This is a genomic window from Neorhizobium petrolearium, assembly GCF_017873175.1.
Lineage (GTDB): Bacteria > Pseudomonadota > Alphaproteobacteria > Rhizobiales > Rhizobiaceae > Neorhizobium > Neorhizobium petrolearium.
Map to the genome: position 1 here is coordinate 55,264 of NZ_JAGGJW010000012.1, position 23,870 is coordinate 79,133.

Sequence of the window (23,870 nt, forward strand, 5' to 3'; positions counted from 1 at the left end):
CATGATATTTTTGCGGCCACTCTTTTCTATGCTGCATTGCACTCTAGCTCATGCTCTATGGAGCATTTTATTCGGGAATTCCGCAACGACACGGCCTGGCTGCCGGACTGGTTCGTCAGCATCGGTGTGCTCGTGGTCGCCTTCCTTATCGGTTTGGCCATTCAACGCTTCGGCTTCCGCTTCCTGACGCGGCTCGTCGAGAACCGGGATCTCTTCTGGCGCTCGCTCGTCTCCCGCACGCGGCGGCCCATGCGGCTTGCGATCCTCACCTGGACGCTGTCCTTCGGCGCGACCGTCGCGCCTCTCACCGGCAATCAGGCTTCAGTGATCCGCCATATCCTGCTGCTCTGTTTCATCGTCGTGGTCGGCTGGATGGCGAAGATCGCCCTGCATGTCTGGACGGTCGTCTATCTGCGCCGCTTCAAGCTCGATGCCGAAGACAACCTGCTTGCCCGGGCGCATGTAACCCAGTCACGCATCATGGAGCGCATCTTGAGCTTCATGATCGTGGCGATCACCATCGCCGCCACGCTGATGACCTTCCCGGCGGTGCAGCAATACGGCGTCAGCCTGCTTGCATCCGCCGGTGTCGCGGGTATCGTGCTCGGCCTGGCCCTTCAGCCGGTGCTGAAAAATATCTTTGCCGGCATCCAGCTTGCGATCACCCAGCCGATCCGGATCGACGACGCGCTGATCGTCGAAGGGGAGTGGGGCAATGTCGAGGAGATTACCTCCACCTATGTGGTGATGAAGTTGTGGGACTGGCGGCGGATGATCCTGCCGCTCAGCTATTTCATCGAACAGCCTTTCCAGAACTGGACGCGCGAAGGGGCGGCGCTGATCGGCACAGTGATGATCTATCTCGATTATTCCGTGCCGGTGGACGTCATCCGAAAGAAGGCCGAGGAGATCGCGGCCGCCTCTAAACTCTGGGACAGGCGGGTCGTTGCGGTGCAGGTGACGGACTTCAGGGAAAACGTCATGGAGATCCGCATCCTCGCCTCCGCTTCCAACGCGCCCAAAACCTTCGACCTGCGCTGCGAAATGCGCGAGAAGCTGATTGACTTCATCCAGCGGGAATATCCATCGGCATTGCCGCGGGTAAGGGCGGAGGGGGCGGCCAACAGCGCGGTCGTTGGCGAGGCGGCGCAGCCCAGGACGCTCCAGTCATGATGGAGCTGCAGGCTGCGTTTCTTGTTGAACGTCGGTGCGCAACCGGATGCAAATTAACATTTGTTAGCTAAGGTGAATTAGCGTTTGTTGATCGCGGATCAAAGAAGCTAGCTTCCGAATCGGAAAGGGCAGGCTTTAGATTTGATGATGTCGGCATTCGAAAATCTGTTGCCTCTCATCTTTTTCTTTTTGGTTGTCTATCTCTTTTTCCGCTGGGTCGTCCGCGACATGAACCGGTCTTCGGATCGGTAAGAGATGTTGCTGTTCTTGTTTGTATCCGGCATTCTCACGCTCCGGTATTTCTCAACTCAGCCAATGCCGTCAGAACCGCGCCATCGCGGTTTTTCACGACGTCATCGTTCCAGAAGCGCAGGATGCGGAAACCCTGTGAACCAAAGTGGGCATCTCGGATCTGGTCAGATTTGCTTTCCGCGTGTTGCCCGCCATCGACCTCGATGATCAGACGAGCTTCGAAGCAGACGAAGTCGAGGATGTAGCCATCCAGCGGCACCTGCCGTTGTGCCCATGGAACATGCCCCTCTCCTGAAAAATCTGGCACTTAGCTTTTTAAGCTAAGATGCCGATTTTTCTTCCTCCCCCGCAAGGGGATAGGGAGACTGCCGCACCCTTGCAGTCCGCTCCGGCAACATTCTTCATCCCCGCCCTCCAAACCTATGCCATCCATGCCGAAGCCGGCCAAATATCCATCCTCCTTGCGCCGGCCACAAATCCTTTCTATATCCGGCAAGAATAGCCTGGATTGCGGCCGATCCCACGCCAGGCCCCGATTTCATGGCCTTCCTGACATGGACCGGCGGCCCGATATACCGAGAGAGTTACCCGTGAATACGCTGGATTTTGACAAGAGGCCGGAAGACACACGCGTTGTCGTTGCCATGTCGGGGGGAGTGGATTCCTCCGTCGTCGCCGGTCTGCTCAAACGCCAGGGCTATGACGTGCTCGGCATCACGCTGCAGCTCTACGATCACGGGGCGGCCGTGCATCGCGCCGGTTCCTGCTGTGCAGGCCAGGATATCGACGATGCGCGTCGGGTTTCCGAAACGCTCGGCATTCCGCATTACGTGCTTGATTACGAGAAGCGGTTTCGCGAGACGGTGATCAATCCGTTCGCCGAAGCCTATGCGATGGGCGAAACGCCGGTCCCGTGCGTTGCCTGCAATCAGACGGTCAAGTTCGCGGATCTTCTGGCGACGGCGCGGGAGCTCGGCGCGGATGCGCTTGCGACCGGCCATTACATCCGTTCGCACCGCAATCCGACAGTGGACAATCCGAACCGCCGCGCGCTGTTCCGCCCGGTCGACAGCGACCGTGACCAGAGCTGGTTCCTGTTCGCCACCACCCAGGAGCAGATCGACTACCTGCGCTTTCCGCTCGGCGGCATGTCCAAGGCGGAGGTGAGGGCGCTGGCCGAAGACATGGGTCTCGTCGTCGCGAAGAAGGCCGATAGCCAGGACATCTGTTTCGTGCCGCAGGGCAAGTATGCCGACATCATCAGCAAGGTGAAGCCGAATGCGGCGCTTGCCGGCGATATCGTGCATATGGACGGCCGAGTGCTCGGTCGCCATCAAGGCATCGTGCATTACACGATCGGTCAGCGGAAGGGGCTCGGGGTAGCCACAGGCGAGCCGCTCTATGTCGTCTATCTCGATGCCCGTTCGCGTCGTGTCATCGTCGGCCCGAAGGAGGCGCTGGATACGCATCGCGTCTATCTGCGCGACGTCAACTGGATCGGCGACGGCGCGCTCGGCGAGGATGCCCGCGACGGTTTTGCCTGCTTTGCCAAGGTCCGTTCGACCCGTCCGCCGACGCCGGCCACCGTCCATTGCGACGACCGCGGCGTCTATGTCGACCTGATGATGGGCGAGGCGGGCGTGGCACCGGGCCAGGCCTGCGTCCTCTATTCGGCGGAAGGGCCGGATGCACGCGTCTATGGCGGCGGTTTCATCGAACGTTCGGAACGTGCGTCTGCGGCTGAAGCGTCTCTCCAGGCGCTGCTTTCCGCCCCTGTCGCGGCCTGATCCGGCGCTTTCCGGCGGTCTTTAAAATAGCCGCCGGATTTGCCAAAACCGCGCTTGACACTTTGGTGACGGGCGACTTATAAGCCGCACGACCAAAGCGGACCGGACTTCCGGAACACCGCAAATCCTGTGGCGGGATAGCTCAGTTGGTGAGAGCGTGGGATTCATAACCCCAAGGTCGGCAGTTCAATTCTGCCTCCCGCTACCAATCTATCACCGAATCCTCCGGGCGGATCAGGCTCGACAGATATCCTTGATGCCGAGCTTATACGGTTCGGCGGCCATCCTGCTACAATTCCTCGTCGCCCGCTTGCGATCGGGAGGCCTTGATCTGAAGATATTCTCAGGAAAAAGTAATTTGCAGCCGGATCATCAGAATGACGAAGCCCGCGCAATCTTCCCCCAGCGCGGGCTTCGCCGAAAGTCGAGCCTCTTCTATGCTCGGCTTACAATCACGGATTTTAGTCCGATGTTTTCTGCCGGTGAACCTGGCCTAAAGGAGTAGGTTCATCCGGATGGCCTAGTTCCGCCGGCTGTGCGCTGGTTCACCTACGCCTTTCCTCCGGTGTCGCCATCTTCCCCCTGCTGGCGCACCGGGGAATAGGCATTCCCTTCCAACCATTCCCGCACCATCAGCCGGATTGCCTCGTCTCGGGTGACGTCCAACTCTTTGGCGATGGCCTGAATGGCAGATGCGATCTGCTGATCGAATTTGACTTCGCCGGTGTTCCAGGCGTGCGCTGCCGCCTGTCGTAGCGCGTCCATGAGCTCCGGATCGACAACCTTCGCCGCGGCCTCTGCTACTCTTCGCGATTGGTCCGACCGATCGTCCTCTTCCGATGACATCAAGCCATTCCTTTATCCGGTGAGCTTTCGATCGTGCGGATCATGCCGGCGGGAACGATGCGCCGTTCCGCCGCGCTCACCAAACCAAAGTGCCACGACGGACAGCAGAGTCAATGGTGTCGGTCCCTGTCTGACGAGGTACTTGGCAGTCCGTGTCAGGACGTGCTCTTGGCCGCCGTTTCCTACCCTCTGACGGTCTCCTCGTAACTCATCGCGGCCTGCAGCAGCGCCTCGTCACGGTTGGCGCCTGCCGACAGCAGGAAGCCGACGGGCATATCGGCGTCGCCCTTGCCGCAAGGGATCGAAACACCACACCAATCGAGGAAATTGCCGAGCGCGGTGTTGCGCAGCGTCTTGCCATTGGTCGCGAAGAACAGTTCGTCATCCTTTTCGAGCGCCTCAATCGGCGGCGCAACATGAGCGACCGACGGCATGGCGACGAAACGGTCGCCGATCAGTGCCTCGGTCTCGGCGATCAGGCGTGCTTTCGTCTCAAGAATGGCGATATAGTCCGGCATGCTGATCTTCTCGCCAAGACGCGTCCGGGCCACGACCCGGTGGTCCATTTCGACAGCCTCCGGTCCCGACAGCCGCTGCTGATGAAGTGCAAAGGCTTCCGCCGTCACGAGCGCGCCGCGCTTTGCCATCAGTGCCGGGATCTCATCGAAGGCCGGAATGGTGGTACGGCTGATCCTCGCACCGGCCTTTTCGAGCCGGCCAATTGCAGCTTCGAAGGCGGTGACGACGCCCGGTTCGGCACCGTCGAAGGCAATGTTGGTCGGGATGACGATGTCGAGCGGCTCTTGCGGCCGGCGGGCGGTCTGCGGGGCGGCAAGGCCGCGCATGGCGGTATCGATCCAGACGGCGTCCTGGACCGTACGGCAGAGGGGGCCAAGCGAATCGAGGCTCGTCGCCAGAGGATAGACCCCGTCCATCGCATGGCGACCGCGTGTCGCCTTGTAGCCGACGATACCGTTCAGTGCCGACGGGATGCGGATCGAGCCGCCGGTGTCCGTACCCATGGCGACGGGGACGAGGCCGGCTGCAACCGCGACGGCGGAGCCGGAGGACGAGCCGCCCGGAATGCGTGGCGCATCCTTACCATGCGGATTGCGAGGAGTGCCGTAGTGCGGGTTGATGCCGATGCCGGAAAAGGCGAACTCGCTCATGTTGGTGCGGCCAACCGCCACCATGCCCGCCTGTTTCAGAAGATCGACAATCGCGGCATCCTTCCTGGCGGGTTCGGCCTTCTTCAGCACCTTGGAGCCTGCGGTGGTCGGCAGCCCCTCGATGTCGAAAAGGTCCTTCCAGGCGATCGGAATGCCATCGAGCAGGCCGAGCGAGCGGCCGTCCTTCAGGCGCTTCGAGGACGCCTCGGCCTCGGCCAGCGCCCGGTCCTTCAGGAGAGAGACGAAAACCGCCTTGTCCGGATAGGCCTCGATGCCCGCAAGCACCGCTTCAGTCACTTCGACCGGATCGACCGCTCCGGTCTGGATGAGCGCGGAAAGTTCGGCGATCGACATGGCTCCATACGGTCTCGTCACGGCACGCATTCTCCCCATTCAGTGATTGGCGATTGAAATGTGTAACGAATATTCTGGCGATGGGTAGAAGATTTATCGGCCGGGCGAGTTGGGAACTTCGGATCGACTTCCGAATTGAGCCAATCCGCCACTGCTTCAAACCGGGAAGGATCACCCATGAGAACCATCGTCGCCATCGCCGGCCTTGTGCTTGCGCTCGCCGGCTGTACCGTCGATAGCGCCGGCAGGCCCAGTCCAGCTCTCGAAATCGGACCCGGGATCGAGCCCATTCCGGGCAGCATCACCTATGGCGGCCAGCCGCGCACCCGGCTCACCAAGTCTCCGATCGGCAGCGTCGTGAGCCATCAGTTCCGCAACGAGTTCGGGCAGCGGGTCGAGGAGCGATATATCCTGCAGCCGGATCGCAGCCTGAAACTGGTCAGCAGGCGCGTCTATCGCGAGCCGTTCTGGGACGATTGAGACGTTCAACCTGCGAGCCCGGTCCAGGCGCGTTCCGTGGCGGGGGCCTCGTCGGTGGTGATCTGGTCCGGCTTCAGCGCCATCAGGGCGGCGAAATCGCGCGCTTCTCCCTCGTCGAACCCCGCATCCGGGTTCTTAAGGTTGAAGGTCCAGGCGTCAACCAGCTTGCCGGCATCGTGGCAGAGGCCGATCATGTCCAGACCGGCTTTGGCGGCGTCGAGCAGGATCGGCCAGTAGAGATAGACCGTGTCCGGTTCGGTTGGGCCGTGAATGTCGGCGAGCAGGTCCTTCTCGACGGCGCTCCAGCCGCCGGCCTTGTAAATGTCGCCAAACTTGTCGCTGGGATCGATGCCGCGTTTCAAATCCGGCAGCCTTTCCTTGACGGCCAGTATCAGGTCGAGGTCATGGCCGCTAATGATGATAGACGAGCCGGCATCGGCAAAATAATGCAGAAGATGGTCCATCCCACGCGGACCGATGGCGGCAAGCTCGTCCTTCATGTCGAACTGAAGAAGCGCGTCCGGATGAGCGGTCTGAAGCATCGTTGCCAGATCTTCGCTGAGGATAGGCGGATGGCAACCGCTCTTGAGGTGAAGTCGGCGAATGGCATCCGCGGAGGCTTCGCGGATGAGGCCGCTGCCATCGGTTTCCCCTTCGAGCTCCTCGTCGTGCAGGACGACGAAGCCGCCATCGGCGCGTATGCGCAGATCGAGTTCGGTTGAGGCACCCAATCGGAACCCCTCGGCCATTATCTCGGCGGAAAACAGGGGATCTGTCAGGCTGCGGCGCAGCCGGTGCCATTTGAGCCGCGTGAAGTGGCCGCGATGCGTGATGCCGAGGCCTGGAAATTCGGATGTCATGGGATTCCGTCGAGAGCAGCAGGACGATTCGGTTGCCCTCAGACTATGCATTTCGCATCTCCTGCCATAGACCTGTCACAGAAGTTTCATGGTTGGACATGGCAGTCCGCATGCGGGGCGAATTGACGCGTATCACGAGAAGACCTTGCTTGAGCGGTATTGCCGAGCCAGAGATGAACCACAGATTGTGTCCTGTCACGAAAGGCAGATGTCATGGCATATGACGCCGATTGGCCCCCGCTTTCTCCCTCCAGCACCGGTATGCGTGGCCGGTGCCCGCGTTGCGGCCAGGGACATCTTTTCAACGGCTTCCTGACACTCCGGCCCAATTGCGAGGTCTGCGGCCTCGACTATTCCTTTGCCGACCCGGCGGATGGCCCCGCCTTCTTCGTCGTCTGTTTCGGCTGCGTGCCCAGCATCGCGTTGGCTGTGTGGCTTGAAGTCTCCTACCAGCCGCCATTCTGGGTGCATCTCCTGATCTCTCTGCCGGTGCTGCTCATCACTTGCCTCTTGCCACTCAGGCCGCTCAAAGGTTGGCTGATCGCGAGCCAGTATTTCTACAAGGCCGAGCCGGGCAAACTGGAGAGGGAGCCGGAGAGCCCCCGGGAGGCCGAAAGCGGCAGGGATGGCTGACGCCAGCCTGTTGAGGCGCCGCACCGCATGGCCTTCAGGTCCGCCGGCCGATCTCCCGCGCCAGATCATCGAAACAGAATGTCGTGCCCTGTTCATGTGCCTCGTTCGCCAGAAGCAGAAGGCGGATCGGGAACGCGACGGCTTTCTGATGGGAGCTCGAAATGCTGAGCGGCTTGTCGTCGGCAAGCACCGCACGTTCGGTGGTCTGCAGGACATCCTGGATTTCGACGTGGGATACGAGACCCTTGTCGACCAGAAGGCGGTTGATCGCGGCAAGCGCGAGATAAAGACCTTCGAGCTGTGGGTTGGCGGTGTTCATGTCTCGGTCCTTTGCGTGGATGACGGCACGAAGGCAGCGGCATTCTCGTCGATCAGCCGGGCTCCGCGCTGCCGGGTCAGATAGCGCCAGATCCACTGAATGCTGACGAGCAGGCGCTTTTCGAAATTGACGAGCAGATAGACATGCACGATCGCCCAAAGAAGCCAGGCAAACCAGCCCTTGAGCGTCCATTTGCCGAAGTCGAAGATCGCGGCATTGCGGCCGATCACGGCCGTATTGCCACGGTTGTGAAAGTGGAAAGGTTCGGCGGGTTTGCCGTCCAGCAATTTCTCTTTGAGTGCCCGGCCGAGATATTCGCCCTGCTGCTTGGCGACCTGGGCGAGTGCCGGCAACGGTTTACCGTCTTCGGCAAGGCCAAGCGCCGTATCGCCGATCGCGAAGATATCGGGAAAACCGGTGACGGAGAGATCAGGCTCGACCGGAATACGGCCGCCGGCCTTGCCTTCGATGCCGAGCCACCTGCCGGCCGGGGATGCTTTCACGCCTGCTCCCCAGATGATGCAGCCGGCGCGGAAGTGCCGCGAGCCTGCCACGACCTCATCCTTGGTCACTGCTTCCACGGGAAGGTTTGTCAGCACCTCGACGCCCGTTTTCTCAAGTTCCCGAAGCGCATACTGGACGAGATTATCGGGGAAGGCTGAAAGGATCTTCGGACCAGCCTCTATGAGGATCACCCGCATATGGTCGGGCTCCAGCTTGCGAAAGTCGCGGGTGATCATGAAGCGGCCGAGTTCGGCAATCGCGCCTGCCATCTCCACCCCGGTCGGCCCGCCGCCGATGATGACGCTGGTCAGAAGCGCCTTTTTTTCCTCCGAATCCTGTGAGAGTTCGGCCTTTTCGAAGGCAAGCAGCAGGCGCTGGCGGATCAGCCGTGCCTCGTGGATCGTCTTCAGCCCCGGCGCCCAGGCGCGCCAATCCTCGTGGCCGAAGTAATTATATTCGGAGCCGGTGGCGATCACCAGCTGGTCGTAGGGTACCGAGGCGCCGTGATCGAGCTTTACCGTTCTTGCCGAGGGATCGATGCCGGTCACTTCCGCCAGCATGACCTTGATATTGCGGAAGCGGCCGAGCGTGCGGCGGATCGGCTCGGAAATATCGGCAGGCGACAGCGCCGCGGTCGCAACCTGATAAAGCAGCGGCTGAAAGAGATTGTGATTGCGGCGATCGATGACGGTGACGTCGATTCCGGTATTGCCGAGGGTGCGGGCGGCCGCCAGACCCGCAAAGCCTGCTCCGACGATGACCACGCGATGCGCCGTCGCTCCGGTCATATTGTTGCCCTGAGGCGTTTCTCCGGCCATTTCACCCCACCCTTCCTGACGGAGGTCGAAGCTCCGCATGACGCTCGTTCAACACGTGCCGACCCTGTTTGTTCCAAAGGCATTCTACCGGAACATTTTCTGCCCCGCGCCGTTCACACCACAACATCGAAAGGAGAAAGATATGAACAGCATCATCTGGTTGGTTGGCGCCATCGTTATTGTCATCGCGATTCTGAATCTCGTCGGATTCGCTTGATTTCGTTGAGAGATTTGCGGGAATCTCAACCTCTGCAAGAGAATCAAGGCGCCGTTTCGAAGCAGATCGGCGCTTTCTCCACCGGCGTAACCGACAGCTATTCCGCAAGCAGTAGCGCGAAGGGATAGTCGGCGAAGACCCTGCTGAGGGCGACCTGCTCTCCGAAATGCATCGTCTTTCCGGCACAGATGTCACGATAGCGGCGATGGGCGAGTTTTTCCGGCAGCGAAACCTCAGTTTCGGCCCACCGGTCTGCCCCGAGCTGAGGGGATGCCGTATGGAAGGCGCTGAAGACGAGCCGGGGGGCGATCAAGATCAATGCATCTTCGGTGTCGGCGCGGGCGAAGGCAACGATGTTTTCGGCGCGCTTGCCGGCGGCTCCAAGGGGCAGGTATTCGCCCTTGCGAAACAGCGTCGGTGCTTCCTGGCGCAGGCGCAGGAGGATTGCGGTGACATGCTGTTTCAGCCGGCCGCTTTGCCATTCTTCGTTTGTCGACGGACGCCTCTCACTGTCGGAAAGCCAGATCTCCAACGTCTCGAAATCCGGCTCACGGCGATTGTCCGGATCGACGAGACTGAAATCGAGGCCTTCGCTGCCCTGGTAGATATCCGGCACGCCGGGAGCGGTGAGTTTGATGATGGTCTGGGTGAGGCTGTTCACCAGACCGGCATGGATGAAGGGGCGGAGCGCATCGGAAAAATCCGCCAGAAAGGTCTGGTTCCCGGGCGAAAGAAGTGCGCGGGCATAGCCGATGACGGCTTTCTCGTAGGCCTCGTTGGAATCACCCCAATTGGTGCGGAGTTTCGCCTCGCGTAACGCCTTCCCGACGTAAGCGGCGAAGCGCTCCTCGAGGGCCTTCAGATCTTCCAGGTTCCCCGGATCGAAGTTTGCCGGCCAGACGCCGGCAAGCGCCTGATAAACCATCCATTCGACGGGAGGTTCGGGGGCGGGGCCGTCATCCAATGCCGAGATCAAAGCTCTGTTCGTTTCAGCCCAGCGCGCGGTGGCTTCGGCCCACGGTTCGGGAGCTTCGCTCAGCGCATAAAGACGTGCGCGAGCATCCTCACCGCGTTTGGTGTCATGGGTGGAGGTGCCGGAAAGCGCGTCGGGCTCCCTTTGAAGCCTCGTCTCCATCGCTCCATGGAACCGCGCGAGCGAAAAGGCGCGAGGGAGTGGTTCGCTCCCGACCTCGTTCAGCGCGAGCAGCACATGGTGACGATAGAAAAGCGTGTCCTCCATGGACTTTGCCATAAGCGGACCGGTCAATTGCTGGAAGCGGGTGCGGAAGACTGAAGCGCGGCCGGCGACGGATTGCTCGACATCGCCGATCAGAATGCGCTCCAGGAAAGCGAGAGCATGGAGCGGCGGAGCGTTCGGTCCGTTTCGCACCGTGTCCAGAACTTCTCCCAGCACCCTCCGGTCTTCCGTCGGCAGGCCTTCCCGCGTGCCGTAAGTGCGGTAGATAGGAAAGGCAACCAGCAATTCGCGCAGGGCTGATCTCACGGAGGCTTCGGCAAGTGCCGATTCCCGATCCTCCACCTGCTGGATCTGCATGGCGAGCTTCAGCAGGGTTGCAACTTCTCCGGCGAAGTTGTTGTCCACCATCATCAATTTCGCGGCGCGGAGTTCGGCCTCCATATCGACCGCATGGCCGACGACCCGTTGATAGGTCTCCCGGAGCGTATCGAGCTTTCCCGCATCGATGAGGACGTCGCTGACGGCGGCGATGAATTCGTAGCCGGTCGTACCGGAGACCGGCCAGTGGGCGGGGATATGCTCGCCTTCCCCGAGGATCTTTTCGACGATGATGTAGCAGTCTGGTCCGGCCTCGTGGCGCAGCCGTTCAAGGTATCCCTTCGGGTCGGCAAGGCCATCCACATGGTCTACGCGCAGGCCATCGACCATGCCGCCATGGACGAGTTCGAGGATGAGGTGATGGGTATCATCGAAGACCGAACCGTCCTCAACCCGGACGCCGACGAGACCGGCGATTTCAAAGAAGCGGCGGTAGGAGAGTTCGCGTGGCATGTCCCGCCAGGACATCAGCCGATAGGGCTGCTGGTCATGAAGTCTGGCGATCGCGGCTTTGTCCGTGGTCGCGAGCACCGCCGTTTCACCGCCGGCATAGCTCGACGGCGTCAACGGATAGAAAGTCTCGTAGTAGGCAAGCGCCGGTCTGCCGGTTTTGGGATCGAGCCTGATGGAAATCTCGCCGGCTTCTAGCACCTTTTCGAACGTGTCGCCGAGAAAGGGAAGGGTGAGACGACGGCTCCAGTCGATGTCGAAATGACGGGCGTAACGGCTGTTCTCGCCGTTTTCGACGACATCGCGCCACCACGGGTTTTCGAGCGATGCGGCCATGTGGTTCGGTACGATGTCGAGGATGAGGCCGAGACCGCCCGCCTTCAGCGCCCGCACCATGCGCTCGAAACCGGCACGGCCACCGATCGCTGGATCGATCTCGTTGGCGTCGGTGACGTCATAGCCATGCGTAGAGCCTGTCGTCGCCGTGAAGACCGGTGAGGCATAGAGGTGGCTGATGCCGAGCCGTTTCAGATAGGGCACCAGCGCCGCGGCACGATCGAAGGTCATGCCGTTGCGGAATTGGATGCGGTAGGTGGCGGTTGGGACCTTCATGCCGTGTCTCCGGCCGGTGCAAAGCTCACCACGATGGAGTTCGGGGGCAGATCCTCGGCCTGCTCCGGCCAGCTGAAGATCACCTTGCCGGACTGCCCGGGCAGGGTTTGCGGTGCTTCGCCGATGTTGATCGCCATAGAAAGCGTGCCTTTCGGGAAGGTCCACGTGACTGCAAGGAAGCCCTTTTCCGTCTTCAGGACTTTGCCACTGCGACCGTGCGCCGAAGGAAGCAAAGGCACGATATATTGCCTGCGAAGCTCAAGCAGCTTTCCGGTGAATTCCAGCCAGTCCCGGCCGTCAGCCGAGTTCAGCTTGTTCCAGTCGAGCGTGGAGAAGTCGAAGGTCTGCCTCGCATTCGGATCCGGCACCAGGGTATCGTCGCCATGGCCGGCATGACCCTCGAATTCCTTCCGGCGGCCGTCGCGCACGGCCGTCGCAAGATCACCATGAAAATCCGTGAAGAACAGGAAAGGATTGGTCTCGCCATATTCCTCGCCCATGAAGAGGAGCGGGATATGCGGAGAAAGCAGCAGGGCGGCGAACAGCACCTTGGTCTTATATGCGCCGGCGAGCGGAAGCAGTCGTTCCCCTTGCGCCCGGTTGCCGACCTGATCGTGGTTCTGGATGAAATCGACGAAGGCGACCGGCGGCTGATCTATGCTTTTGACGCCGCGTACTTTACCTTTCCGCGGCGAAATCTCCCCCTGATAGGCGAAGCCCTCGGTCAGCGCGCGGGCCGCGAGCTTTTCCGGATCCGTGGCGAAGTCCTCGTAATAGGCATGCGTTTCGCCGGTCGCGAGCACATGGACGGCATTGTGGAAATCGTCGTTCCACTCGGCCGTGAAGAGAGGAGCGTTGCCGTCTCCGTCGCGGGGGTGCAGGAAGGTGACGTTGCGGTTGTCCTCGGTCGTCAGATGGATCGGCCGGTCGGTGATTTCGGCGCGGATGCGCTCGGCGATCTCGATCAGGACAGGTTTTTCGGATGGATCCTCGATCACGTCGACGGCATCGAAACGCAGGCCGTCGAGATGGAATTCCTCCAGCCAGTAGAGCGGGTTCTCGACAATATAGCGCCGCACCGGATCGATGTCGTAGGCGATCGCAGCACCCCAGGGCGTTATTCTTTCCTTGTGGAAGAAGGACGGCGCGAGCATCGGAAGATAATTGCCTTCCGGACCGAAATGGTTGAGCACGATATCGAGCACGACCATGAGGCCATGGCCATGAGCGGCATCCACAAAGGCCTTGAAATCCTCCGGTGGACCATAGGCCGCATGCGGAGCATAGAGCAATGCCCCGTCATATCCCCAGCCGCGATGGCCACCGAAATGCGCGACCGGCATGACCTCGATCATGGTGATGCCGAGATCTGCCAGATAAGGCAACTTGTCGATCGCGGCGCGGAACGTGCCTTCCTTGGTGAAGGTGCCGATGTGGAGTTCGTAGATGACGGCCTCTTCCCATGGACGCCCTTTCCAGTCCGGATGCTGCCAAGCATAGCTGGTCGGATCGATCGCCAGCGATGGTCCGTTGACGTCCTGTTTCTGGCCGCGGGAAGCGGGATCGGGAACAATCATGCCGTTGGCGAGCAGGTAGCTGTATTCCGTGCCCGGCACGACGCCGGTCGCGAGCAGCTCGAACCATCCCTCAGGGCTGCGGGTCATCTCCGTGTCTTCGCCGTTGAGCCTCAGCCAGACTTTTTTCTGGCCCGGCGCCCAGAGCCGGAAGCGCACCTCGCCGGCGGCGACATATTCCGCCCCCCATGTTCTTGGAAAAACGCGCAATTCGGTGACGGCATCCAGTTCCGGCATATCGACCTGTCCCTAATTGAGAGAGACCGGCAAACGGCTGAATTGCTTTCGAGTTCCATAGGGCCGTGTACGCGCAAGAAAATTGCCGAAAGGCGTAACAAATAACAAGTTCGCAGGAGTGGTCCGCCATCGATTCCGGCTCTAAATTAAAGCTGGTGCAGACGGTTTCGAGGAGGAGATCTTTGCATGCTGACCGATGAGGAGGAACTCATCCGTTCGACGGCCGCGGAGTTTTCCCGCGATGTGCTGAAACACGGTGCCGCGGCGCGCGACAAGGCGCATGCGATCGAGCCGGAGGTTTTGCAGCAGCTCGGCGAACTTGGCTTTCTCGGCATGCGCGCGAGCGAGGAATGGGGCGGCGTCGGCTGTTCCTATGTCGCCTATGCAAGCGCCCTGATGGAGATCGCGGCGGGTGACGGGGCGATCTCGACGCTCGTCAGCGTCCACAATTCTCCGGTCTGCTCGCTCATCGACGCGCATGCCTCCAACGAACAGAAAGAAAAATTCCTGCGGCCACTCGCCGAAGGACGGCATATCGGCGCTTTTGCGCTGACCGAAGCCGATACCGGCTCCGATGCGGCGGCGATCCGCACCCGGGCAACGAGGGATGGCACCGATTACGTCATCAACGGCTCGAAGATGTTCATCACCTCGGGCAAGATCGCCGGTAGCGTGATCATCTTCGCCGTCACCGATCCCTCTGCGGGGAAACGCGGCATTTCCGCCTTCGTCACCTCCACCGATGTGCCCGGGTTTTCCATTTCCAAAATCGAGGACAAGCTCGGCCAGCGCGCTTCCGATACCGCGGCGCTGATGTTCGACAACCTGCGCGTTCCCGAAAGCCAGCGGATCGGCGCGGAGGGGGAGGGGCTGAAGATCGCACTTTCCGGGCTTGAGGCGGGCCGCATCGGGATTGCGGCCCAATGTGTCGGGATGGCCCAGGCGGCATTCGATGTGGCGCTCACCTATGCCAAGGAGCGCAAGGCTTTCGGCAAGGTGCTGCTCGACCATCAGGCGGTCGCTTTCCGCCTGGCCGAGGCGAAGACCCAGATCGAGGCAGCGCGTCAACTGGTCTTGCATGCGGCGAGGCTCAAGGATCGTGGCGAGCCCTGCCTTTCGGAAGCCTGCATGGCAAAACTCTTCGCATCGGAAATGGCCGAAAAGGTCTGCTCTGCGGCGATCCAGACGCTCGGCGGCTACGGCTATATTTCTGATTTTCCGGTCGAGCGCATCTATCGCGACGTGCGCGTCTGTCAGATCTACGAGGGCACGTCCGATATCCAGAAGATCATCATCGCCAGGGGCTTGGCGAATTGAGTTGAGGTGACGCGGCAATTGTCGGTTCTTTGGGAGGAGAAGCGAATATGAAAGATGGAATGAGGCCTAGCCTGCCCGGCAAACTAAGCCTGCATGTGCCGGAGCCGGAGGTCAGGCCGGGTGGAAAGCCGGATTTTTCCAACGTAGCCATTCCAAAGGCCGGCTCCGTGCGCCGGCCGGAGGTCGACGTCGACCCGGAGACGATCCGCGATCTTGCTTTCTCGATCATCCGGGTGCTGAACCGGGAAGGGGAGGCAGTCGGACCCTGGGCCGGAATGCTCACCAACGAGGAATTGATGGAGGGGCTGAGGCACATGATGCTGCTGCGCGCCTTCGATGCCCGCATGCTCATGGCGCAGCGGCAGGGCAAGACCTCCTTCTACATGCAGCATCTCGGCGAGGAGGCGGTCTCCTGCGCCTTTCGCAAGGCGCTGCAGCCGGGCGACATGAATTTCCCGACCTATCGTCAGGCGGGCCTCCTGATCGCCGGCGGGTATCCGATGGTTCAGATGATGAACCAGATCTATTCCAACGACGCCGACCCGTTGAAGGGCCGGCAGTTGCCGATCATGTATTCGGCGAAGGACCACGGTTTCTTCACGGTTTCAGGCAACCTCGCCACGCAATACGTGCAGGCGGTCGGCTGGGCCATGGCGTCGGCCATCAAGAACGATACGAAAATTGCCGCCGGCTGGATCGGCGACGGATCGACGGCTGAATCCGATTTCCATGCGGCGCTGGTCTTCGCCTCGACCTACCGGGCACCGGTCATCCTCAACGTCGTGAACAACCAGTGGGCCATTTCCACGTTTCAGGGCATCGCTCGGGGTGGCTCCGGCACTTTCGCGGCGCGGGGCCTGGGTTTCGGCCTGCCGTCGCTCAGGGTCGACGGCAACGATTATCTCGCCGTTCATGCGGTCGCCAAATGGGCGGCGGAGCGGGCACGGCGGAATATCGGCCCGACATTGATCGAATACGTCACCTATCGTGTCGGCGCCCATTCCACCTCCGACGATCCCTCCGCCTACCGACCCAAGGAGGAGTCGGAGGCCTGGCCGCTCGGCGATCCGGTCATTCGCCTCAAGAACCATTTGGTCCGCATCGGTGCCTGGAGCGAGGAACGCCACAGCCAAATGGAGGCGGAAATCCGCGACACGGTCGTGGCCGCCCAGAAGGAGGCGGAGCGCCACGGCACACTGCATTCCGGCGGCCGCCCCTCGATGCGTGACATGTTCGAAGGCGTCTATGCGGAAATGCCGCCACACCTGAAACGCCAGCGCCAGCAGGCGGGGGTGTGAGATATGGCACGAATGACGATGATCGAGGCGATCCGCAGCGCCCTGGACGTTTCCATGGGGCGTGACGACGACGTGGTCGTGTTTGGCGAGGACGTCGGGTATTTCGGCGGCGTCTTCCGCTGTACGCAGGGCCTCCAGCAGAAATACGGCAAGACGCGGTGTTTCGACGTGCCGATCAATGAATCCGGGATCGTCGGAACCGCGATCGGCATGGCCGCCTATGGATTGAAGCCCTGTGTGGAGATCCAGTTCGCCGACTACATGTATCCGGCCTATGACCAGATCACCCAGGAAGCGGCCCGGCTGCGCTATCGCTCGAATGGCGATTTCACCTGCCCCATAACCATCCGCATGCCGACCGGCGGTGGCATCTTCGGCGGGCAGACGCACAGCCAGAGCCCTGAGGCGCTGTTTACCCATGTCTGCGGCCTGCAGGTCGTGGTACCCTCCAACCCCTATGACGCCAAAGGCCTTTTGATCTCGTCGATCGAGAACCCGGATCCGGTAATCTTTCTGGAGCCGAAGCGGCTCTACAACGGCCCCTTTGACGGTCATCACGACCGGCCGGTGACGTCCTGGGGCTCGCATCCGCTCGGCGAGGTGCCGGTGGAGCACTACACGGTGCCGCTCGGCAAGGCGGTTGTACGCCGGCCGGGTTCGGCGGTCACTGTGCTCGCCTATGGCACGATGGTGCATGTGGCCGAGGCGACGGCCGAGGAGACGGGGATCGATGCGGAGGTGATCGACCTGCGCACGCTGCTGCCGCTTGATCTCGAAACCATCGTAGCGTCGGTGAAGAAGACCGGCCGCTGCATGGTCGTGCACGAGGCGACAATGACCTCCGGCTTCGGTGCGGAGCTCGTGGCATTGGTGCAGGAACACTGCTTCTACCATCTCGAAGCGCCGGTCATCCGTGTCGCCGGTTGGGATACACCTTATCCGCATGCGCAGGAATGGGACTATTTCCCGGGGCCGGCCCGTGTCGGCCAGGCACTGCGCGACATGATGGAGGCCTGACATGGGCGAAAAAATCATCAAGCTGCCGGATGTCGGCGAAGGGGTTGCGCAAGCCGAGCTCGTGGAATGGCATGTGAATATCGGTGACCTTGTGCGGGAGGACACAATGCTAGCCGCGGTGATGACCGACAAGGCAACCGTGGAAATTCCCTCCCCGGTGGAAGGCGAGGTGACCTGGAGAAATGGCGATATTGGCGACATGATTGCCGTCGGGGCAGCCATTCTCAAGATCAAGACCGCCAGTGACGGAGGGGAGGAAGAGGTGGGCATCGAACCCACGGTGCCTGCGTCGCAGCCGGAACCGCTGTCCGTCGGGCCGGAACCGATCGCGGAGAAACCGAAACCGGCACCCGAAATCACTCCGCCGAAACAGATTGCAACAGTAGGGCCGAAGAGCGGCGGGGTTGGTCAGGGTGCGCCGCGCGCCGAAGGCGAGAAGCCTCTGGCGCCTCCTGCAGTGCGGTTGCGGGCCAAGGAGGCAGGTATCGATCTCCGGCAAGTGCCGGGAACCGGTCCGGCCGGGCGCATCACCCATGAAGACCTCGATATGTTCCTGAGCCGCGAGACAGGGAGCGCTGTCGCGACCGGCCTGCAGCTCAACAAGAGCGTGCAGGAGGTCAAGATCGTCGGCCTTCGCCGCCGCATCGCGGAAAAGATGGCGCTCGCCAAATCGCGCATTCCCCACATCACCTATGTGGAGGAGGTGGACATGACGGCGCTGGAGGAACTGCGGGCCCGTCTGAATGGCAATCTGAAGCCGGGCAAGCCGAAGCTCACCATATTGCCGTTCCTGATGCGGGCGATGGTCAAGGCGATCGCAGAGCAGCCGGGCATCAATGCACATTTCGACGACGAGGCAGGGGTGATCCATCAATTCGGCGGCGTGCATATCGGTGTTGCGGCGCAGACGCCGTCCGGCCTCGTCGTACCGGTGATCAAGCATGCGGAGGCGCGGGACATATTCGACTGTGCCCGTGAGGTGGCGCGGCTGAGCGAAGCCGCGAAGAACGGCACAGTGCTACGCGAGGAGCTTACCGGCTCGACCATCACCATCAGCTCGCTCGGCGCGATGGGCGGGATCGTTTCGACACCGGTCATCAACTATCCCGAAGTGGCGATCATCGGCGTCAACAAGCTCGCCATCCGGCCGCATTGGGACGGGACGCAGTTCGTGCCGCGCAAGATGATGAATCTGTCTTCCAGCTTCGATCATCGGGTGATCGATGGCTGGGACGCCGCGACCTTCGTGCAGAGGCTGAAGGCTCTGTTGGAAACGCCGGCGCTGATATTCGTCGAGGAATAAAATCATGAAGGAAATCGCCTGCAAACTCCTCGTCATAGGGACCGGTCCGGGCGGCTATGTCTGCGCCATCCGGGCCGGCCAACTGGGGTTGGATACTGTCATCGTCGAGATGGCGAAGCCGGGCGGCACATGCCTCAATATCGGCTGCATTCCGTCCAAGGCGCTGATCCATGCCGCCGACGATTTCTACGGAGCCGTGGCCATGGCTGCGGGTAAGAACGCCATGGGTATCCGGGCCGAGAACCCGGCCATCGATCTCGCGAAGACCATGGCCTGGAAGGACGGGATCACCGGCCGCCTGACCATGGGCGTGTCGGGCCTCCTGAAGAAGGCGGGTGTGAAGATCGTCGTCGGCCGGGCGAAGTTCCGCGACGGCAAGACGGTTGCGGTGGAGACCGAGACCGGTCAGCAGGTCATCCGGGCGGAGAATATCGTCATTGCCACAGGCTCCGCGCCGGTCGAGCTGCCGGCATTGCCGTTCGGCGGAAAGGTCATTTCATCGACCGGTGCATTGTCGCTGACCGAAGTGCCTGGAAGGTTGGCGATAGTTGGAGCGGGTTATATCGGCCTCGAACTCGGCATCGCCTTCGCCAAGCTGGGGTCGAAGGTGACCATCGTCGAAGCGCTCGACCGCATCCTGCCGCTCTACGATACACAACTGACGCAGCCGGTTGCAAAGCGGCTGTCGGCTCTGGGGGCGGAGGTGCTGCTTGGTACCAAGGTGAGGGGTATGTCGGCGACCGGCGAGGCACTGCTTGCGGAAACCGGAGATGGTGAGGAGAAACGGATCGCCGCCGACAGGGTGCTCGTGACGGTTGGTCGTCGGCCGGTCACCGAAGGCTGGGGCCGCGAGGAACTGGAACTCGACATGGACGGGCGGTTCCTGAGGATCGACGAGCAATGCCGCACGTCAATGCGCGGTATCTATGCGATCGGCGACGTGACCGGAGAACCGATGCTGGCGCACCGGGCGATGGCGCAGGGCGAGATGGTGGCGGAGATCGTTTCGGGCAAACGCCGGAACTGGGACAAGCGCGCGATCCCAGCCATCTGCTTCACCGATCCGGAGATCGTGTCGGTCGGGCTCTCGCCGGACGAGGCGCGAGCGGGCGGCCGCGAGGTCAAGGTCGGCCACTTTCCGTTCACGGCCAATGGCCGGGCGATGACCTTGTCATCGGAAGAAGGATTTGTGCGGGTGGTGGCGCGCGCCGACAACCATCTGGTGCTCGGCATACAGGCGGTCGGGACAGGGGTTTCGGAATTGTCCGCGGCTTTCTCGCTGGCGGTCGAGATGGGCGCGCGGCTGGAGGATATCGCCGCCACGATCCATGCACATCCGACGCAATCGGAAGCATTTGCCGAGGCGTCGATGAGGGCGCTGGGGCATGCGCTGCATGTGTGAGGGAGAGAAGGCCAGCAACGCCCCTGATCCGGCTGCCGCCACCTTCTCCCCGCAAGCGGAGAGAAGGTTAGGGTGAGGGGCGATTCAAACACGGAGAGCGTGGGTGAAGTCTCACAACTCCAGCAGCGCGTAAGGCCGGCCGGTCGGTTTTTCGATATGCGAGGCGACGTTATAGACGGGTGCGCCGCCGGGCGTTTTGCCGGAATAGGTGCCCCGATGGGCGTGGCCGTGTACGACCGCTTTCACCGGGAAACGGTCGATAGTTTCGGCGAGGCGCGAGGAGCCGAGGAAGGGATAGATTTCCTGCGGTTCACCCGCCACTGTATCCAGAACCGGGGCATAATGCAGCACGACCATCGCCCGTTCAGAGCGCACCTGCCTGAGCGCGTTTTCGAGCCGCATGGTCTCTTCCACGCTTTCCGCCACCATGGCCTTGATCGCCGGTTCGCCGAAGGAGCCGAGCATATAGCGGCCGAAGCCCCCGGCAAAACCCTTTACGCCTGCAAACCCGACGCCGTCGATCTCGACCGCCTGGCCTTCGAGCAGCTGGACGCCGGCATCCTTGATGATAGCGGTTACCTCTTCCACATGGCCACATTCGTAATCGTGGTTGCCGAGCACGCCGACGACGGGGATGGAGCAGGAGCGAAGTTCCGCGGCAAGAATTTCCGCCTCCCTCGGCTTGCCGAGGTCCGTCAGGTCACCGGTGAGCACGAGGATGTCGGCGATCTGGGATATCTCGCTGAACAGCTCCTTGTATGACGTGCCGTCGTTTTCCTTCACATGCAGGTCGCCCATGGCGGCAATCTTCAGACTGCCGTTGGATTTCATCGCGGTGTCGTCTTTTGCGTCGGTCGTCCGGGTCACGACGATGCTCCTTGCAAGTCCCTGGGCAAGTCTTTTGGCAGGTCGTCGCGCAGGTCGCCTTCGCCACCCACGTCGGCAAAACCCCATTCCTTCACGTCGATCTCGAAATCCACCCGGCTGAACATGCGGCCGCGGCAGATCTTCATCTGCGGCAGCGGTAGCTCGCGCTGGGCCTTCAACCGGTCGAGCAGCTCGTCCAGCAGCCAGTCGGGCACCTTGTCGCGCTCAGTGGGGTAGATCCAGCGGAAATTCAGGAGGTGGATCAGCAGCACCTCCCAATGCACTTCCATGTGGTTCAGAAGTCGCTGCCAGTCGATCTGGTCGTGAGCGCGCAGGATGACATGGACGATGTCTCCGCCGTCATAGCGGTGGCGGAGCTGCACGAAACATTTCGACCAGATGAGCTCGGTTGGCGCGATGATGCTCACCTTATGGCCGCCCATCTCGATCTGCCGGGCATTCTCGAACCAGGCGTCGCTGATCGGCATCGTGCCGTTCGAGCCGGCGAAAATGACATCGAAAAAGTGCGGGCCTTTCTTCACCTTGCCGAGCCAGCGGTCGTCCTCGACCTCGATCTCGTAACCCTTCTCCTTGAAATGAGCGAGAATGCGGGCGTAATCGCCGGCGCGGCAGAAGATGTCGAGGTCCTTCGTCTGCCGGGAAATGCCGGTATAGGCACTCACCGCAAAGGTGCCGGCGACAAGGAAGGGGATATGGCATTTGACGAGGTCTTCGAGCGCCATGGCCACGAAGGACTCGGAATCCGGATCGGCAAGCGTCGGTGATGCCTTGACTTCCATCTCGGGCTCGTTCCCCAGCATAGCCTTCGCCGGCTTGGGCATCAGGTTCTGCGCGGCATTGGCTTCGGCGTTCATTGACGATCTGGCCCTTCTTCTTATCGCACGCCGCCCGAGGGGCGCTGTTACTTACCGGAACAACCCGTGGGGGAATGAGATGTTCCACCTCAAAGGGGGGAACCAAAATCATGCCGGTCTGTTCTTCTCGGATGCAAAACCGAGGAGGCAGACATGCCAGCGAAATCGAAATCACAGCAGAAGGCCGCCGGCGCGGCGCTTGCCGCCAAGCGGGGCAAGATCAAGAAGAGCGAACTCAAGGGCGCGTCGACGGGCATGGAAAAATCCATGAGCGAAAAGGAATTGCACGAGATGGCTTCGGCGAAGCGCAAAGGCAAGCCGGAGCATGCCGCGCACCGCTGATTCCTGATCCCAAGGGCTTTGGAGCCAGATCGGAACTTCCGGGAGAGACGGACGTTCTCGGAGCGCCGTCTTTTCGTGGAGGAGGAAAAGCCATGCCGCCGGAAGAACTCGATGCGACATTGACCGCCTTGCCGCTCCGGATCGGAGTCTATGTTCCGGACGATCTTTTGGAAGACTGGTTTGCACCAGGCACCGGCATGAAGCCGGCGAGCGCGGCGGCGCTGACCGCTGCGGAAGCCTATGGCCGGCGCTTCGAATGCGAATTCAAATATTATCCCGAGCGGATGGAAGGCGTTTTCTGGAAATGGGTTCCGGCTCTTTGAGGCCGCGTGCAACTTCGTTAAGAAGGGGCCCAGTCAGAACGGGAAGGCTGCCGTGCCGTTCAAGATCGCTCTCCTCCACGCCGTCGGAGCGAGCGAACGGTCCGCCAAGAGACACGGCAGCACTCCACGCAATCATACGGGACCGATAAACGACAAAACGGGAAGCCGCCGTCGGCGGTCCCGGACCACATGATACCCGATCCCATCGCCGTTAACGAGCAAACCGGCAGGTGGTTCCGGAGAAAATGCAACCCGGCTAAAATATGTTTCCGCCGGGTCACTTATGGTTGTTCCGATGCGGTCTACGCAGGAACGTAGCGGTCGCGCAGGGCTTCGAACTTATTGAGCTGTTCTGCGATCAGTTCGCGGTTTTCGTCGCGGCGGACGAAGACCTTGAACATGGCCGAACCCTTTTCGTTCATGAACCAGACCGAACAGGAACGGCGGCCGTGGAAGGCGCGGTCCACAAACGTCACCGACGCGCAGTTATCCTTCCGGATATGGCCGCCGATCGGACTGTCTCCGTGGATGTTGAACCAGCCGTGTGCCTCGGAGCCGGCCGGAAGGCTTCCTTCTGCCTCCAGCACGATGTCCTCCGTATGGACGATAAAGAGGACTTCGCCCCAGGTGCCCATCTCGGACCAGATATCCAGGAAATGATCCTTCCCGGCGATAACCGCAGCACCTCCCGGCAGGATTTCGAGGATTTCGGCCGGCGTCACCTCGGCCTTTGCGGCAATCGCTTCGACAACGCCGTCGGGCTTTTCAGCAAGTGCTGCGAGCGCCCGCTCACGTCGGTCCGGCTTGACGTCTGAATCAGCATTCATCGGCCGGCCTCAGGCAGCGTCGGCGCGTGCGCCGTTCTTGTCTTCATGGATGATGACTTCGAAACCCTCGAAATGCGGGCCTGAGAGATATTCGACCTTGCCGCGGTTTTCGCCAGCCTTGGCATGGGCTGCGCGGAACTGCTCCGACTTCGTCCAGGCCTCAAAATGCGCGAAGCTTTCCCAGACCGTATGCGATGCATAGAGGGTGTGATCCTCCGCCTTCGGACCCTTCAGCATGTGGAACTCGATATAGCCGGGAAGCTCGGCGAGACGGCCCTGGCGGCTGCGCCAGATATTCTCGAAAGCCTCTTCGTAACCCGGCACCACGCGGAAGCGGTTCATGGCGATATACATTTATCGGTTCCTCACAATAAGTTTCATTTTCGGCTCAAGATATCTGCGGCCGGCGCTCTTGAAAAGCCGAAAAAACTTGCGTAG

Annotated in this window: 24 protein-coding genes and 1 tRNA gene; 13 read left to right on the forward strand and 12 right to left on the reverse strand. The window is 61.3% G+C overall.

Annotated features, from left to right (window positions below; translation table 11 throughout):
* Positions 1–57: 57 nt before the first annotated feature.
* The gene (locus J2046_RS22180; protein ID WP_210055661.1) at positions 58–1,173 is read left to right on the forward strand and encodes a mechanosensitive ion channel family protein; all 1,116 of its coding nucleotides are present in this window, start codon (positions 58–60) and stop codon (positions 1,171–1,173) included.
* Between the two features lie 286 nt (positions 1,174–1,459).
* On the opposite strand, the gene J2046_RS22185 is transcribed toward J2046_RS22180, so the two are convergent.
* Entirely contained in the window at positions 1,460–1,732 is a 273-nt protein-coding gene (locus J2046_RS22185) for an endonuclease domain-containing protein (RefSeq protein WP_210055662.1), read from the reverse strand.
* Positions 1,733–2,015: 283 nt separating this feature from the next.
* Here J2046_RS22185 and mnmA point away from each other — a divergent pair, with 283 nt between their 5' ends.
* Both mnmA and J2046_RS22195 read left to right on the forward strand, forming a co-directional pair.
* A complete protein-coding gene (gene mnmA, locus J2046_RS22190) occupies positions 2,016–3,212 on the forward strand; it encodes a tRNA 2-thiouridine(34) synthase MnmA (RefSeq protein ID WP_210055663.1) in 1,197 nt (398 codons plus the stop codon).
* Positions 3,213–3,343: 131 nt separating this feature from the next.
* Positions 3,344–3,420, forward strand: a tRNA-Met gene (locus J2046_RS22195).
* A 341-nt stretch (positions 3,421–3,761) separates the two neighbouring features.
* Here the strand turns inward: J2046_RS22195 and J2046_RS22200 are convergent.
* On the reverse strand, positions 3,762–4,058 hold the full coding sequence (locus J2046_RS22200; protein WP_210055664.1) for a hypothetical protein: 297 nt from the start codon (positions 4,056–4,058) through the stop codon (positions 3,762–3,764).
* Between the two features lie 182 nt (positions 4,059–4,240).
* Positions 4,241–5,602, reverse strand: a complete 1,362-nt coding sequence (locus J2046_RS22205) for an amidase (protein WP_210055665.1) — start codon at positions 5,600–5,602, stop codon at positions 4,241–4,243.
* A 156-nt stretch (positions 5,603–5,758) separates the two neighbouring features.
* Between J2046_RS22205 and J2046_RS22210 the strand changes: the two genes are divergently transcribed.
* Positions 5,759–6,061 carry a hypothetical protein gene (locus J2046_RS22210; protein WP_210055666.1) on the forward strand — a complete coding sequence of 101 codons (303 nt, stop codon included), beginning with the start codon at positions 5,759–5,761 and terminating at the stop codon, positions 6,059–6,061.
* A gap of 5 nt (positions 6,062–6,066) precedes the next feature.
* Here J2046_RS22210 and J2046_RS22215 read toward each other — a convergent pair whose 3' ends face one another.
* On the reverse strand, positions 6,067–6,921 hold the full coding sequence (locus tag J2046_RS22215) for a glycerophosphodiester phosphodiesterase (RefSeq protein WP_210055667.1): 855 nt from the start codon (positions 6,919–6,921) through the stop codon (positions 6,067–6,069).
* A 213-nt stretch (positions 6,922–7,134) separates the two neighbouring features.
* Between J2046_RS22215 and J2046_RS22220 the strand changes: the two genes are divergently transcribed.
* On the forward strand, positions 7,135–7,554 hold the full coding sequence (locus J2046_RS22220) for a DUF983 domain-containing protein (protein WP_210055669.1): 420 nt from the start codon (positions 7,135–7,137) through the stop codon (positions 7,552–7,554).
* Positions 7,555–7,588: 34 nt separating this feature from the next.
* Here J2046_RS22220 and J2046_RS22225 read toward each other — a convergent pair whose 3' ends face one another.
* Positions 7,589–7,873 carry a hypothetical protein gene (locus J2046_RS22225; RefSeq protein ID WP_210055670.1) on the reverse strand — a complete coding sequence of 95 codons (285 nt, stop codon included), beginning with the start codon at positions 7,871–7,873 and terminating at the stop codon, positions 7,589–7,591.
* Positions 7,870–9,195: an NAD(P)/FAD-dependent oxidoreductase gene (locus J2046_RS22230; RefSeq protein WP_210055672.1), complete on the reverse strand. Its 1,326-nt coding sequence runs from the start codon at positions 9,193–9,195 to the stop codon at positions 7,870–7,872. Before J2046_RS22230 ends, J2046_RS22225 begins: the two co-directional genes overlap by 4 nt.
* A gap of 37 nt (positions 9,196–9,232) precedes the next feature.
* Here J2046_RS22230 and J2046_RS22235 point away from each other — a divergent pair, with 37 nt between their 5' ends.
* Positions 9,233–9,412, forward strand: a complete 180-nt coding sequence (locus tag J2046_RS22235) for a hypothetical protein (protein ID WP_210055675.1) — start codon at positions 9,233–9,235, stop codon at positions 9,410–9,412.
* A 97-nt stretch (positions 9,413–9,509) separates the two neighbouring features.
* Here J2046_RS22235 and treY read toward each other — a convergent pair whose 3' ends face one another.
* Together treY and treZ are read right to left on the reverse strand one after the other, a co-directional pair.
* The gene (gene treY, locus J2046_RS22240) at positions 9,510–12,050 is read right to left on the reverse strand and encodes a malto-oligosyltrehalose synthase (RefSeq protein ID WP_210055677.1); all 2,541 of its coding nucleotides are present in this window, start codon (positions 12,048–12,050) and stop codon (positions 9,510–9,512) included.
* Positions 12,047–13,861: a malto-oligosyltrehalose trehalohydrolase gene (gene treZ, locus J2046_RS22245; RefSeq protein ID WP_210055679.1), complete on the reverse strand. Its 1,815-nt coding sequence runs from the start codon at positions 13,859–13,861 to the stop codon at positions 12,047–12,049. Before treZ ends, treY begins: the two co-directional genes overlap by 4 nt.
* A 186-nt stretch (positions 13,862–14,047) precedes the next feature.
* Between treZ and J2046_RS22250 the strand changes: the two genes are divergently transcribed.
* Genes J2046_RS22250 through lpdA form a run of 5 tightly spaced genes read left to right on the forward strand, consistent with a single transcriptional unit; the run spans position 14,048 to position 20,198 of the window.
* Positions 14,048–15,178, forward strand: a complete 1,131-nt coding sequence (locus J2046_RS22250) for an acyl-CoA dehydrogenase family protein (protein WP_210055681.1) — start codon at positions 14,048–14,050, stop codon at positions 15,176–15,178.
* A gap of 47 nt (positions 15,179–15,225) precedes the next feature.
* Positions 15,226–16,476: a 3-methyl-2-oxobutanoate dehydrogenase (2-methylpropanoyl-transferring) subunit alpha gene (locus J2046_RS22255; RefSeq protein WP_233470209.1), complete on the forward strand. Its 1,251-nt coding sequence runs from the start codon at positions 15,226–15,228 to the stop codon at positions 16,474–16,476.
* 3 nt (positions 16,477–16,479) lie between these two features.
* On the forward strand, positions 16,480–17,493 hold the full coding sequence (locus J2046_RS22260; protein WP_210055682.1) for an alpha-ketoacid dehydrogenase subunit beta: 1,014 nt from the start codon (positions 16,480–16,482) through the stop codon (positions 17,491–17,493).
* A 1-nt stretch (position 17,494) separates the two neighbouring features.
* A complete protein-coding gene (locus J2046_RS22265) occupies positions 17,495–18,796 on the forward strand; it encodes a dihydrolipoamide acetyltransferase family protein (RefSeq protein WP_210055683.1) in 1,302 nt (433 codons plus the stop codon).
* Positions 18,797–18,800: 4 nt separating this feature from the next.
* On the forward strand, positions 18,801–20,198 hold the full coding sequence (gene lpdA / locus J2046_RS22270; RefSeq protein WP_210055684.1) for a dihydrolipoyl dehydrogenase: 1,398 nt from the start codon (positions 18,801–18,803) through the stop codon (positions 20,196–20,198).
* Positions 20,199–20,309: 111 nt separating this feature from the next.
* Here lpdA and J2046_RS22275 read toward each other — a convergent pair whose 3' ends face one another.
* Both J2046_RS22275 and J2046_RS22280 read right to left on the reverse strand, forming a co-directional pair.
* Positions 20,310–21,029, reverse strand: coding sequence for a metallophosphoesterase family protein (locus J2046_RS22275; RefSeq protein ID WP_210055927.1), 720 nt, complete (start codon positions 21,027–21,029; stop codon positions 20,310–20,312).
* A gap of 32 nt (positions 21,030–21,061) precedes the next feature.
* Positions 21,062–21,907 carry a nucleotidyltransferase family protein gene (locus tag J2046_RS22280; RefSeq protein ID WP_411828542.1) on the reverse strand — a complete coding sequence of 282 codons (846 nt, stop codon included), beginning with the start codon at positions 21,905–21,907 and terminating at the stop codon, positions 21,062–21,064.
* 186 nt (positions 21,908–22,093) lie between these two features.
* Between J2046_RS22280 and J2046_RS22285 the strand changes: the two genes are divergently transcribed.
* Both J2046_RS22285 and J2046_RS22290 read left to right on the forward strand, forming a co-directional pair.
* Positions 22,094–22,282 carry a DUF3008 family protein gene (locus tag J2046_RS22285; RefSeq protein ID WP_210055686.1) on the forward strand — a complete coding sequence of 63 codons (189 nt, stop codon included), beginning with the start codon at positions 22,094–22,096 and terminating at the stop codon, positions 22,280–22,282.
* A 92-nt stretch (positions 22,283–22,374) separates the two neighbouring features.
* Positions 22,375–22,605, forward strand: coding sequence for a hypothetical protein (locus J2046_RS22290; RefSeq protein ID WP_037149096.1), 231 nt, complete (start codon positions 22,375–22,377; stop codon positions 22,603–22,605).
* Between the two features lie 302 nt (positions 22,606–22,907).
* Here the strand turns inward: J2046_RS22290 and hutX are convergent, their stop codons facing one another.
* Entirely contained in the window at positions 22,908–23,432 is a 525-nt protein-coding gene (gene hutX / locus J2046_RS22295; RefSeq protein ID WP_210055687.1) for a heme utilization cystosolic carrier protein HutX, read from the reverse strand.
* 9 nt (positions 23,433–23,441) lie between these two features.
* Positions 23,442–23,786, reverse strand: coding sequence for an antibiotic biosynthesis monooxygenase family protein (locus J2046_RS22300; protein ID WP_210055688.1), 345 nt, complete (start codon positions 23,784–23,786; stop codon positions 23,442–23,444).
* Positions 23,787–23,870 lie beyond the last annotated feature (84 nt).